9 protein-coding genes are annotated in these 12,071 nt (G+C 75.8%); 5 read left to right on the forward strand and 4 right to left on the reverse strand.

Features of this window, described 5'->3' with window-relative positions:
* Positions 1-54 precede the first annotated feature (54 nt).
* The 4 genes from BLR33_RS10625 (at position 55) to BLR33_RS10640 (ending at position 7,013) form a co-directional block, all read left to right on the forward strand.
* On the forward strand, positions 55-291 hold the full coding sequence (locus BLR33_RS10625; RefSeq protein WP_093784087.1) for a hypothetical protein: 237 nt from the start codon (positions 55-57) through the stop codon (positions 289-291).
* Positions 292-357: 66 nt separating this feature from the next.
* Positions 358-3,726, forward strand: coding sequence for an ATP-binding protein (locus BLR33_RS10630; protein ID WP_093784088.1), 3,369 nt, complete (start codon positions 358-360; stop codon positions 3,724-3,726).
* Positions 3,727-3,888: 162 nt separating this feature from the next.
* The gene (locus BLR33_RS10635) at positions 3,889-5,112 is read left to right on the forward strand and encodes a glycosyltransferase (protein WP_322987157.1); all 1,224 of its coding nucleotides are present in this window, start codon (positions 3,889-3,891) and stop codon (positions 5,110-5,112) included.
* Positions 5,113-5,468: 356 nt separating this feature from the next.
* Positions 5,469-7,013: a Na+/H+ antiporter gene (locus BLR33_RS10640; protein ID WP_093784089.1), complete on the forward strand. Its 1,545-nt coding sequence runs from the start codon at positions 5,469-5,471 to the stop codon at positions 7,011-7,013.
* On the opposite strand, the gene BLR33_RS10645 is transcribed toward BLR33_RS10640, so the two are convergent.
* Together BLR33_RS10645 and BLR33_RS10650 are read right to left on the reverse strand one after the other, a co-directional pair.
* Positions 7,014-7,676 carry a YoaK family protein gene (locus tag BLR33_RS10645; protein WP_093784090.1) on the reverse strand — a complete coding sequence of 221 codons (663 nt, stop codon included), beginning with the start codon at positions 7,674-7,676 and terminating at the stop codon, positions 7,014-7,016. It lies immediately after the preceding gene.
* 191 nt (positions 7,677-7,867) lie between these two features.
* Positions 7,868-9,202 (reverse strand): glycoside hydrolase family 16 protein, encoded by a 1,335-nt coding sequence (locus BLR33_RS10650; protein WP_093784091.1) that lies wholly within the window; start codon positions 9,200-9,202, stop codon positions 7,868-7,870.
* Between the two features lie 288 nt (positions 9,203-9,490).
* Here BLR33_RS10650 and BLR33_RS10655 point away from each other — a divergent pair, with 288 nt between their 5' ends.
* Complete coding sequence (locus BLR33_RS10655) at positions 9,491-10,195, forward strand: SDR family NAD(P)-dependent oxidoreductase (protein ID WP_093784092.1); 705 nt, start codon at positions 9,491-9,493, stop codon at positions 10,193-10,195.
* A 28-nt stretch (positions 10,196-10,223) separates the two neighbouring features.
* Here the strand turns inward: BLR33_RS10655 and BLR33_RS10660 are convergent, their stop codons facing one another.
* Both BLR33_RS10660 and BLR33_RS10665 read right to left on the reverse strand, forming a co-directional pair.
* Entirely contained in the window at positions 10,224-10,550 is a 327-nt protein-coding gene (locus tag BLR33_RS10660; protein ID WP_093784093.1) for a putative quinol monooxygenase, read from the reverse strand.
* 122 nt (positions 10,551-10,672) lie between these two features.
* Entirely contained in the window at positions 10,673-12,049 is a 1,377-nt protein-coding gene (locus BLR33_RS10665) for an Nramp family divalent metal transporter (RefSeq protein ID WP_245771327.1), read from the reverse strand.
* Positions 12,050-12,071 lie beyond the last annotated feature (22 nt).

A 12,071-nucleotide genomic window follows, 5' to 3' on the forward strand; every position in this document is an offset into this window, starting at 1 on the left:
GCCCACCGGCACCCAACCGCCACGTCCGACACCCCACTTCACAGGAGGACGAGCATGCACGAGCACGAGAGAGAGCTGCAGGGCGAGGACCTGGTCCGGCTCTGGAAGGACCCCGAGGCCCGCGCCGACGCGGACGTCCCGCACCCGGCGGGCGAGATCGACCCCGGTGCGGCCGCCCGCCGGGCCCGCCGCAACGCGGTGCTGCTGGGCATCGGCGGCCTCGCGGTGGGCGTCGTCGCGGCCGCGCTGACCTGCGACATCCAAACCGGTGGCACCATCAGCTTCATCTGACCCACGGTCACCCGCGGTAGCGGTGGCCCTGTGGTTCGACCCGGATACCTCGGGTAGCCTCGCGCCATGATCTTCTCCTCGCCGGTGGTCGTCGGGCGGCGCCAGGAGCTGGCGCTGCTCGACGGCGCCCTGGCCGGCGCCCGGAGCGGAGAGGGCCGCGCGGTCTTCCTCCTCGGCGAGGCGGGACTGGGCAAGTCCCGCCTCGCCGAGGAGTGCGCGCGGCGCGCCCAGGCCGCCGGTATGGCGGTGCTGCGCGGACGCGCGAGCGTCACCGGCGGCGCGGTGCCCTTCCGGCCGGTCGCCGAGGCGCTGCTGTCGCTGTTCCGGGCCGGCGGACCGGCGCAGGACGCCTCGCTCGCGCCCTACCGCTCGGCGCTGGCCGGCCTGGTGCCCGAGTGGCGCGACGGCGCCCCCGCGGGCCCGGCCCCCTCGACGATCGAGATCGCAGAAGCGTTTCTGCGGGTACTGGCCGCGACCGCCCGCGGGCCCACGCCCGACCGCGTACCCGACTCGACGGCAAACCCCTCCGCCGGCTCGGCGCACAGCTCCGCGCCCGGCCCGGCGTCCGGTTCGACGCCCGGACCCGCGCCCCGCCCCGCGTCCGGCCCCATGTCCGGTTCGCCGTCCGACCCTTCCGCCGATTCGACGGACAGCGCCACTCCCGGCTCGACGCCTGGACTCATGCCCGGCCCTGCGTTCGCGGCCGCACCCGGCTCGACGCACAGCCCCGCGTCCGGCTGCCTGCTCGTCGTGGAGGATCTGCACGACGCCGACGCCGAGACGCTCGCCGTCATCGAGTACCTGGCCGACAACTGCGGGGCCCTGCCGGTGGTGCTGCTCGCCACCCTGCGCCCGGAGGACGGCCCGGCCGCCGACCTGGTCCGCTCGGCCGGGCGGCGCCGCTCGGCCGTGCTCGCCGAACTGCATCCGCTGGGCCGCGCCGAAGTGGGCGCCCTCGCTCACCACTGCCTGGGCGCCGAGCCCGGCCGGCTGCCCGAGAGTCTGGTCGACCGGCTGGCCCGGGTCAGCGACGGCAACCCGTTCGTCATCGAGGAACTGCTCAGTGGCATGGCCGCGGCGGGCTCGCTGCGCGGCTCGGACGAGAGCGGCTGGCAGACAGCCGAGGACGTCGGCGCTCAGAGCTCCGAGGACGCCCCAGGCGGACCAGTCCGCACAGACGCCGCAACCACCCCAGGCGCCGAAGCCTTCGGCGGCACCGGCCCCACCGGGGCCACCCGGAACACCGCGGACACCGCCACCCCCGCGCTCGCCGGCCTCGAAGACCTCGGCACCCTCGAAGTGCCCCAGACGGTCGTGCACAGCGTGGCCCAGCGCGTGGACCGCCTCGGGCCCGGCGGCCGGGAAATGCTCATCGCCGCGGCCGTCCTCGGCCGCCGTTTCACCCTGCCGGTGCTGGCCCTGGTCACCGGCCTGGACGGCCCCGCGCTGCTGACCCATCTCAAGGCCGGTATCGCCGCCCGGCTGGTGGCGCCGAGCGGCCCGGACGCCGAGCGCTACGAGTTCCAGCACACGCTCACCGCCGAGGCGCTGCTCGCCGGGCTGCTCCCCTTCGAGCGCGCCGCCCTGGCCCGGCGGGCGGCCGACGCGATCGAGCGCGCCTACCCCGGGCTGCCCGGCGACTGGCGGCACCAGGTGGCGATGCTGCGGATCGCCGCGGGCCAGCCGATGGCGGCCGCCCTGCTCTTCGCGGAGGCGGGCCGCACCGCGCTCGCCTCCGGCGCGGTGGGCTCGGCGGTGAGCCTGCTGGAGCGCGCGCACGAGCTGACCGCGGGCTGCGACGCGGCCGACCCGGTCGAGGCCGCGGTCTGCACCGAGGTGCGGGAGAGCCTGGTGCACGCGCTCGCCGAGACCGGCCGGCTGGACCAGGCGGTCGCGCTCGCCGGCGACTTCCCGCTGAGCGGTCCCGGCGCGCTGGGCGACGCGCGGGCCGTCGACTTGCACGTGCACCTGGCGTGGGCGGCGGTCACCGCGGGCCGGCTCGGCGAGGCGGCGGCGCAGGCCGCGCAGGTGCGGGCGCTACTGGCCCGCTCCGGCGGCTCGGCCCCCGCCCCCGCGCTGGACATCGTGGCCGCCCACCTGGTGCTGGCCGGCGACTCCGGCGGCACCGCCGACCGCACCGCCGAGGCCGAGCGGCTGGCCCGGCGGGCGGCCGAGCACGCCGAGGAGGCGGGCCTGATCGAGGTGGCCTGCCAGTCCTGGCAGCTGCTGGCGCTGCTGGAGCGACGGCACGGCTTCGACCGGGCCGACGCCTGCCTGGAGCGCCTGCTCGCCCTGGCCACCCGCCACGACCTGCCGACCTGGCGGGTGGACGCCCTGATGCGCCTGGGGGCAAACGACGTCATGCGCACCGGCTCCTCCGCCCAACTGGAGCTGGCCCACCGGGCGGCGCTCGGCCTGGGCGCCCTCGCGCTCATGCACACCACCGAGGCGTCGCTGGCGATCCAGGCCGTCTTCCGCGGGGAGTACGCGCAGGCGCGCGACCTGGCCGACCGCTGCGGGGAGGCGACCGCGCGGCTGGGCAGCGTGGAGACCCACCAGTTCGTGCTGGTCACGCGGGCGGCGATGGCCGCCCACCAGGGGCGGCGCCGGGAGATGGAGCGGGAGTTGGCGGAGTTCCGCCGCTGGGAGGGCGACCGCTCGCTGCACGTGCCGCTCGTGCACGGCAACTGCCAGGCGGTGTGCGCGCTACTGGAGGAGGACCGCGACCGGGCGCTGGCCGAGCTGGACCGGGCCTGGTCGTGGGAGGAGGAGAACCCGATCGTCTTCTACCTCAACGGCCGCTACGGGCTGCGGCCGCTGCTGCGGGCGCTCGCGGGCACCCTGGAGCCGGGCGAGCCGGCGGCGGTCGGCGCCGACCCGGCGGCGGGCCTGCGCTGGAACCGGCAGTTCGAGCGGCTGGCGCTGGCCGTGCGGGAGGGGCGGGCCGGGCGGCAGCGGGAGGCGGTGCGGGCCTTCGAGGAGGCGCAGGAGGCCGCCGAGCCGTTCGCCATGGCCCGCCACCTGGGGCTGCGGCTGGTGGCCGAGGCGGCGCTGGAGGACGGCTGGGGCGACCCGGTGGCGTGGCTGCGCACCGCCGAGGAGCACTTCCACACCGCGGGGGTCGCGCCGGTGGCGGGCGCCTGCCGGCGGCTGATCCGGCGGGCGGGGGCCCGTATCCCGCAGCGCCGGGCGGATTCGGCGGCGGTTCCGGCCGAGCTGCGGGGGCTGGGGCTGACCGCGCGGGAGTACGAGGTCTTCCAGCTGATCGCCCACCGCTACGGCAACCAGGACATCGCCCGGCGGCTGCACATCTCGCCGCGCACGGTGGAGAAGCACGTGGCGAGCCTGCTGGCGAAGACCGGCCACCCGGATCGCGCGGGGCTTTCCGAGCACGCCGCCGAGGCCGCCGCACGGCTCGCGACCAGTGATGACTGACCGCAGTACCGCGATCGACATCGTTCGGAAATGCCGAATTCACCCAGGAATGGGTTTCACGGGATGTGATCGCGGCTAATCCGCAGATCACGGAGGCCCGTCGGGCCCTCCGACCCCCGAATCGGCCGATTCCGGCCAGAACCATGCGATGAGGTGCGCGTGATGCGTGAAGTGCGTGTGCTTTCGGTCTACGAGGGCTTCTTCTCCGGCGGTGCCCGGATCCTGCACAGCGACGTGGTGCGCGGCCTGCACGGCCCCGCGCAGCGGCACAGTGTGCTCAGCCTGCGCGGCGAGGTGCACCGGGAGGCCACCCGGCAGCGCATGGAGGACGACGCCTGCTACCGGGCGCTGACCGGCGCGGGGGTGCCGGTCAGCGCGCTGCGCGGCGCGGTGGCGGCGGTCCCGGACGGTCCCGGGGACCACCCGGCGGCCCCCGCCGGGGCCCACCCCGAGGTCCACACCGAGGCCGACCTCGCGGCGGCCACGCGGGCGGCCGCCGGGGCCGATGTCGTCCTGTCGCTCAAGGAGCAGCCCCTGTCGCTGCTCAACCACCCGCGGATGCCCTTCCGCCCGGTCGTGGTGTGCCTGCACCGCTCCGATCCGCACAACCAGGGCGGGGCGCTGGAGGCGCTGCTCGCCGGGATCGCCTCGGGCCGGGTGCGGGCCTGCGTGTGCTGCGCGGAGTCCACCCGTGACGCCTACGCGGCCGCGGGCGTGCCGGCCGGGCTGCTGCACGTCATCCCCAACGGGGTGGACCTGGAGCGCTTCCGGCCCGACCCGCTGCGGCGGGCCCGGGTGCGTGCCGACCACGGCATCGCGCCCGACGCCCCGGTGGTCGTCTTCGCCGCGCGCTGGGACGCGATGAAGAACGTGCCGCTCTTCCTCGCCGCGGCCCTGCGCTTCCTGCGCGAGCAGCCCGCGGGCCGGGTGCTGATGTGCGGGGCGGGCATGACGGAGCACAACGACGGGCTCACCGCCGCCATCGCCGAGGTCTTCGCGGGCGAGCCGCAGCTCGCCCGGCGGATCGGCCTGCTCGGTGTGCGGCCGGACATGGAGGCGGTGTACGCGGCCGGCGACGTGGTGTCGCTCACCTCGTCCTGGGGCGAGGCGGCGCCGCTGTGCCTGATCGAGGGCATGATGTGCGGGGCGGTGCCGGTGACGACCGCGGTGGGCGACGCCGCCGCCCTGGTCGACGGGCGCGGCCTGGTGACGCCGCCGGACGCCGACGCGATAGCCGCGGCCTGGTCGACGGCGCTGGCCCGCCGTACGGACTTCGCCCCGGCGCTGGGGCTGGCCCGCGAGGTCTTCTCCCGCACCCGCATGATCGCCGCCTACGCGGACCTCATCACGCGCGTCCACGCGGAGTCGGCCCGGGCCGCGGCCTGACCGCCGGCTCGCCCCGGACCCCGGCACGCGGCGGCACAGCGGCAGTCCTCCGCGCCCCGGCCCCGCAGGACGTGTACGGCGAGTTCGCCGTCCACGTTCCGGCGGGGCCGTCGCCGTGCGAGCCGTCGCCTGCCGGCGGTTCCCGGCGCCGGCAGCCGTGCGGGGCGGCCGTTGCCCCGGCCGTGGGGAGGCGGGGGCTGACGCGCCGGTTCCGATACCGTCCGCCCGTTCCACGGTCAGGGCGCGTAAGGAAGTCGATAAACTGGCCGCGGTGAGCCGGGAAGTCTGGTCGGCACAGGGGCGGGCTGTCGCAGCAGGGCGACCGTCCCCCTTCGGTGACGGCCGGGAGTCGGTTCATGCGCGCGGTGGGAACGGTCCTCTTCCTCGTGGTGGTCGCCACCGCGGTCGCCGCCTCCGCCCGCCGGCTGCGCGTACCGGCGCCCTCGCTGCTCGTCCTCGTCGGCCTCACCGTCGCCCTCGTCCCCGGCACCCCCGAACTGCACGTCCCGCCGCAGGCCATCGCCCTGGTCGTGCTGCCCCCGCTGCTCTACGCCTCCGCCGAGGAGATGTCGCCGCGCGACCTGCGCCTGGTCTGGCGCCCGGTGACGGTGCTCGCCTTCGGCCTCGTGCTCGCCTCGGCGGCGGCCGCGGCGGCCGTCGCGGCCGCCCTGACCCCGCTGCCGGGGCCGATGGCCTTCGTGCTGGGCGCCGTGCTCGCCAGCACCGACCCCGTTGCGGTGACCGCGCTCGGCCGACGGCTGTCGCTGCCCGGCCGGGTCCAGGCGCTGGTGCAGGCCGAGAGCCTGTTCAACGACGCGACCTCCCTGGTGCTCTTCAAGGTCGCCGTCGGCGTCGCGGTCGCCGCCTCCGCCGTGCACTGGCCCGCCGCCGGCGGCCAGTTCCTCCTGCTCGCGGGCGGCGGCACCGCGGTGGGCGCGGCCGTCGCCGGGCTGGTCGCCCTCGTGCGTCGCCGTACCGAGGACCCGGTCCTGGAGGCCGTGACCGCGCTGGTCACCCCGTACGCCGCCTACGTGCTCGGCGAGTCGGCGCACACCTCGGGCGTGACCGCGGTCGTCGTGGCCGGCGTGCTGCTCGGCCGCTCCGCGCACCGGCTGACCGACGCGCGCATCCGGCTCCAGGTGCACGCGGTGTACGCGGTGGTGGTGTTCGTGCTGGAGAGCGTCGTCTTCGGCATCGTCGGCCTCGAACTGCCTGCGCTCGTCCGGGATCTGCCGGCCGGCACCAGCGGCTGGCCGGCGCAGGCGCTGCTGCTCGCGGTGGTGCTGGTCGGCACCCGGGTGCTGTGGGTGCTGCCGCTGTCCGCGGTCGTCCGCCCCGCCCGCGGTCAGCCGTCGTGGCGGACGGCGGCCGTGGTGAGCTGGGCCGGCACCCGCGGGGTCATGCCGCTGGCCGCCGCCCTGTCCATCCCGCTGACCGCCGACGACGGCAGCGCGCTGCCCGGGCGCGCGCTGGTGCTGGTGCTCACCACCGCCGTCGTCGTCCTGACCCTGGTCGTGCAGGGCCTGACGCTGGCGCCGGTGGTGCGCCGCTCCGGGCTCGCGCTGGAGCCGGAGCACACCGCGCAGGAGGAGTCGGCCGCGCGGGACGCGCTCACCAGGGCCGCGCTCGGCCACCTCGACCGGCTCTCCGGTCTTGAGGCGCTGCCCGAGGCGGTGCTCGCCCGCACCCAACGCGGCCTGGCCGCCCGCCTGGAGCGCGACAGCGACGACCCGGCCGCCGCCGCCCTGGAGGCCGCCTACCGCGACCTGCGCCGCGATCTGATCGCCGTGCAGGGCGCCGAGTTGCGCCGGATGTACGAGGGCCACGAGATCAGCGACACCACCAGGCGCCGCCTCCAGCACGACCTGGACCGCGAGGAGGCCGCGCTCGGCGACCGCTGATCACCCGCCGCCCGAAGACCGCCGCCGGGCCCTTCGCTGCTCCAGCCAGGCCGCGGTGGCCAGCAGCGCGGGCAGGGCCGCGGCCGCCCCGCGCAGCCCGCGCTCGGTGAGGGCGAAGGCGGCGGCGCCCGCGACGAGGGCGGCGACGACGAGCAGCGAACGGGTCTGCAGCCGGCGGGCGGTGACGAGTTCGGCGACGGCTCCGGTCAGCAGTCCGGTCAGGTAGGCGGTGGTGACACCCGCGCCCGCGGTCACCCGCAGGCCGGCGCTCTGGCAGCCCATCGCGGCCGCGACCGCCGCGAGCAGGGCGGTGCGGGCGGCGCCGTGCGGGTGGCCGCCGGCCGCGGCCCAGCCGGCCGCCACCGCCCACAGCACCAGCAGTTCGGCGGCCAGGTAGGAATCCCCGCGGTGCGCGGCGAGCCAACTGCCGCCCGCCGCGCCCGCGATGTAGCCCAGCACGGCGAGAGCGGCCAGGCCGCCGACCGACAGGTGCCCGCTGCCCAGGCCGATGCCGATCAGGGCCGAGTTGGCGGTCACCACGCTGGTGAACACCCCGCCCAGGGAGAGGAACCCGAAGGCGTTGACCGCTCCCGCGGTCAGCGTGAGCAGCACCTGGGCCCGCTCGTCGCGCCCGCCGCCGTCCTCGCTGCCGGGGGTGCTCATGCCCGCCGTCCCGCTCGCTCCCCTGGTGTCCGCACCCGGGTGACCTTAGGGCACGGCGCGGGGCGGGCGGCGGTACGACGCGGCGGGGCCGCCTCGCGCGCGGACCGCCCCAGGACACGAGCCGCCCGTCCCGCGGCGCGGGCCGCGGGACGGGCGGGGTGCCGGACCGGCCGGCGAGCGGGGTCAGCCGGTCAGGGCAGGTCCCACTTCTGGTTGGCGCCCCCGGTGCAGTCCCAGATCTCCACCTGGGTGCCCGGTGTGGTCGACCAGCCCGTGTCGTCCAGGCACTTGTTGGACTGCGGGTTGTAGAGCGAACCGTCCGACTCCGGGATGAACACCTGCGATCCGGTGCCGTTGCAGTCGTACAGGTCGACCGGTGTGCCGTTGGCGGTGCCGGCCGCGTAGACGTCCAGGCACTTGCCCAGGACGTGCAGGGTGCTGCCGGCCTGCACGACGGTCCACTGCTGGGCTGCGGTGCCGTTGCACGTGTAGACCTGGATCGGGTTGTAGTTGGCGGTGCTGGCCGAGCGGTCGTCCAGGCAGAGGCCGCCGTAGCCGGTGATGGCGCTGCCGCCGGTGGGCGGCGGGGTGGTGCCGCCCCCGCCGGTGGTGGTGTAGGCGGCGACGTAGCCGACGCTCATGGTGCCGCCGGAGGTGGTGCCCGAACCGGGCGAGGTGCAGTTGCACACGCCGTTGGGGAAGCCGCCGCCCATGGCGAGGTCGAAGATGATCATCAGGTTGTGGTCGAACGCCTGCTGCCAGGTGGCCGCGCCGACCTGGCCCTCGGTGACGGTGAAGTACGCGCTGCCGTCGAGGTAGAAGGTGATCGACTCGTTGGAGGTGTTGGTGCGGTCGAGGATCATCGAGTACGTGTGGTAACCGCTCTGGCAGCCGGAGCAGGCGCGCAGGCCGCTGCCGATCCCGTTGCCCTCGTTGCACACGCCGCCGGGATAGGTGCCGCAGTGGACGGTGCCGGCCACCTCGGACAGGGCGTTGACGTCCTCCATGATGTCGATCTCGCCGTTCTCGGGCCACTGGCCCTGGCCGAGCATCCAGAACGCGGGCCAGTAGCCGAGGCCGTTGCCGGGGCTGGGCTGCTGGATGGAGGCGGTGACCTCCAGCTTGCCGCCGGCCGGCGCGCCGGCCACGGCGTTGGGGGTGTGGATGCGGCCCGAGGTCCAGTTGCTGCCGCTGCCGAGCGCGGTGATGTCCAGGTGGCCGTTGCCGTCGAGGTGGACGTTGGAGGTCGAGTTGGTCATCGTCTCGATCTCGCCGGTGCCGAAGTTCGAGCCGGGGCCGGTGTCGTAGGTCCACTTCGAGCTGTTGGGGGCGCTGCCGGACGCGCCGGAGAAGTCGTCGCTGAAGACCGTCGACCAGCCCGAGGGCGGCGGCGGCACGGTGACGGCCTGGGCGGCGGGTGCCCCCGCGCCGAAGACGGCGAGGAGACACAGGGCGGCCAGCGCGGCCGCCGACCAGAGTCTGCGGAAGCCGGCGGTGCGGCGGGGGTGCGGGGGTGGGGCGATCATCGGCGTACTCCCGGGTGGGGTGGGGGTATGGGGGCGTGCGGGAGTGGGGCGACAACGATTGAAGGTCTAGACATGACAAACGTCAATACGCTTGAGAGCGCTTTCATCCAGTGCTTTGCCTGAACGGGACCCGCGTGGTGCGCCCGGTTCCCTCGCACGGCGGTGTCTGCACCTGCGGCGGGACCGGACAGCACCGGGCCCGCCGTGACCGGCCGGGGGAAGCGCGCCGGCCGGTCGCCTCCGGGCGGGCGCCACGGGGGCCCGCCGTCCTCGGTCAGGAGTGGGGCAATGGACATCGCAGGCAGCACGGTCATGGTCACGGGCGCGAGCAGGGGGCTCGGAAAGGCACTGGTGGAGGAGGCGTTGGCGCGCGGAGCGGGGCGGGTGTACGCGGCAATGCGCCGCCCGGTGGACCACCCGGACCCGCGGGTGGTCCCGCTCGCCCTGGACGTCACCGACACCGGTCAGATCCGGGCGGCCCGGCAGCAGGTCCGGGCGCTGGACGTGCTCGTCAACAACGCCGGCGTCGGGGACTTCGACGGCCTGGGCGACCGCGCCGTGCTCGAACGGCATCTGACGGTCAATCTGTTCGGCACCTACGACGTGACGCAGGCGTTCCTGCCGCTGCTGCTCGCCGCCAGGGGCGCGATCGTGAACGTCTCCTCGCTGTCGGCGGTGGCGGCCGTGCCGGTGATGCCGGCGTACTCCGTCTCGAAGGCGGCGGCGTTCTCGCTCTCCCAGTCGCTGCGGGCACTGCTCGCCGGGCGGGGCGTGAGCGTCCACGCGGTGCTGGCCGGGCCTTTGGACACCGACATGTCCCGGGACCTGCCGATCGGCAAGGCGGCCCCGGGACCGGTGGCGGCCGCCGTGCTCGGCGGGGTGGAGAAGGGAGAGGAGGAGATCTTCCCCGACCCGCTCGCGCGCACCCTGGCGGACGCCTGGCACGCCGGCCCCGCCAAGCTCCTGGAACGGCAGAATGCCGCGCTGCTGTAGAGGTCTTCGCAGCAGCGGGGCCCAACGCCTACGGGTGTGGGGTGACTTCGGCCATGGCGCCCCATCCCTGCTGGTCGGTGCGGACGTTGATGATGTCGGGGGTGGTCGCCACCACGTCGGGCATCCAGGCCATGGCCTTCTTGAAGTGCTCGGAGGCGACGTGCGCCTCGCCGGCTGCGGGTGAGGCGAACGCCTCCAGCAGGACGTAGCGGTCGGGGTCTGCGGTGTCCTGGGACCAGTCGAAGAAGAGGTTGCCCGGCTCGGACCGGGTCGCGGCGGTGAACTCCGCCACCCGGTCCAGCCATTGGCCGCGGTACTGGGGGCGGACGGTGAAGCGGACGGCGATGAAGATCATGCGGGGTTCCTTCGAGGGCGGGTGCGGACGGGGGCGGACAGGCGGCGGGCGGGCCGTCGGAGGGCGGCGGACCGGGCAGGACCGGGCGGGCGGGCACCTGGCACGGAGCGGGTGCTTCGGGCTCAGCCCATGAACACCTCCGCCAGCAAGGCGGCGTTGAGCCCGGCGACCACGGCGGTCACCGCCCACGCGGACCACGTGGTGGACCTGCGGTTCACCCAGCGGCCCATCACCGCCGGGTCGCGGGTGAGCAGGACGAGCGGGACCAGGGCGAAGGGGATGCCGAAGGAGAGGACGACCTGGCTGACCACCAGGCTCCGGGTGGGCCCGGCGCCCGCGGCGAGCAGCGCGACCGCCGGTGCCATGGTGAGCAGCCGGCGCAGCAGCACCGGGATGCGGCGGCCGAGGAAGCCGCCCATGACGACCTCGCCCGCGTACATGCCGACGCTGGTGCCGGCCAGGCCGGAGACGAGCAGGGCGAGGGCGAAGGCGAGCGCGGCGGCGGGGCCGACGAGCCGCCCGTAGGCGGCGTGGGCGGCGGCCAGCGAGTGCGCGGCCTCGGGGGCGCCGGTGTGGAAGAGGCTCGCCGCCGAGACGAGCAGCGCGATGTTGACAACGCCGGCCAGGCCCATGGCGACGGCGAGGTCGGCCCGGATGTGCCGCAGCAGCCGGTGGCGCAGCGGCCGGTCCGGGTCGCCGGCCGGGCCCGGTCCGGCCGCGGCGGGGTCGAGGGAGAGGCTGTAGCGGTCGCTGGTGAGGGCGGAGTGCAGGTAGATCACGTGCGGCATCACCGTGGCGCCGACGATCCCGCCGGCCGTGACCAGGCTCTCCCCGCCGGACAGGCCCGGCACGAGCCCGCCGGCGGTGGCCCCCAAGGGGGCGCCGGCGCCGAGCACTTGGCCGAGGAAGGCGCCGAGCAGGCAGGCGAGCCCCGCGGCCATCAGCACCTCGAAGCGGCGCCGGCCGCTGCCGCGCATCGGCATCAGCAGCAGCGAGGCGGCCCCGACTGCGGTCCCGCCGAGCCACAGCGGCAGCCCGAAGAGCAGCTGCATGGCGAGGGCGCCGCCGACCACCTCGGCGAGGTCGGTCATCATCACCACCGCCTCGGCCTGCCCCCACAGCCCCCACACCACCGGCCCGGGGTAGCGGTCCCGGCACAGCTGCGGCAGGCTCGCGCCGGTGGCGGTGCCGAGCTTGGCCGACAGGTACTGCAGCAGGACCGCGACCGCGTTGGCGGCGACCAGCACCCACAGCAGCAGCGGCCCGTAGGTGGCGCCGGCCTGCACGTTGGTGGCGAAGTTGCCGGGGTCCACGTAGGCGATGGCGGCGACGAAGGCCGGGCCGAGCAACGTGTAGGAGATACCCGAGCGCAGCCGGGGGCGGCGTTCGCCGGGGGTGCGCCGGGGTCCGGCCGGACGGGCGGCCCCCTCCCCCGCCGGCGCGGGGGCGGGGGCGGGGACCAGCGGCCAGGAGCGGGCGGGGGAGGGTTCGGCCGTCATCGTCGCTGCTCTCCTTGGCTCT

Origin of the sequence: Actinacidiphila guanduensis (assembly GCF_900103985.1) — a bacterium.
Lineage (GTDB): Bacteria > Actinomycetota > Actinomycetes > Streptomycetales > Streptomycetaceae > Actinacidiphila > Actinacidiphila guanduensis.

Excerpts from the sequence above, each read along its gene's own strand:
- BLR33_RS10625 (WP_093784087.1), top strand. The coding sequence starts at position 55 with ATGCACGAGCACGAGAGAGAGCTGCAGGGCGAGGACCTGGTCCGGCTC.
- BLR33_RS10660 (WP_093784093.1), bottom strand. The coding sequence starts at position 10,550 with ATGATCTTCATCGCCGTCCGCTTCACCGTCCGCCCCCAGTACCGCGGC.
- BLR33_RS10665 (WP_245771327.1), bottom strand. The coding sequence starts at position 12,049 with ATGACGGCCGAACCCTCCCCCGCCCGCTCCTGGCCGCTGGTCCCCGCC.
- BLR33_RS10645 (WP_093784090.1), bottom strand. The coding sequence starts at position 7,676 with ATGAGCACCCCCGGCAGCGAGGACGGCGGCGGGCGCGACGAGCGGGCC.
- BLR33_RS10655 (WP_093784092.1), top strand. The coding sequence starts at position 9,491 with ATGGACATCGCAGGCAGCACGGTCATGGTCACGGGCGCGAGCAGGGGG.
- BLR33_RS10630 (WP_093784088.1), top strand. The coding sequence starts at position 358 with ATGATCTTCTCCTCGCCGGTGGTCGTCGGGCGGCGCCAGGAGCTGGCG.
- BLR33_RS10635 (WP_322987157.1), top strand. The coding sequence starts at position 3,889 with ATGCGTGAAGTGCGTGTGCTTTCGGTCTACGAGGGCTTCTTCTCCGGC.
- BLR33_RS10650 (WP_093784091.1), bottom strand. The coding sequence starts at position 9,202 with ATGATCGCCCCACCCCCGCACCCCCGCCGCACCGCCGGCTTCCGCAGA.
- BLR33_RS10640 (WP_093784089.1), top strand. The coding sequence starts at position 5,469 with ATGCGCGCGGTGGGAACGGTCCTCTTCCTCGTGGTGGTCGCCACCGCG.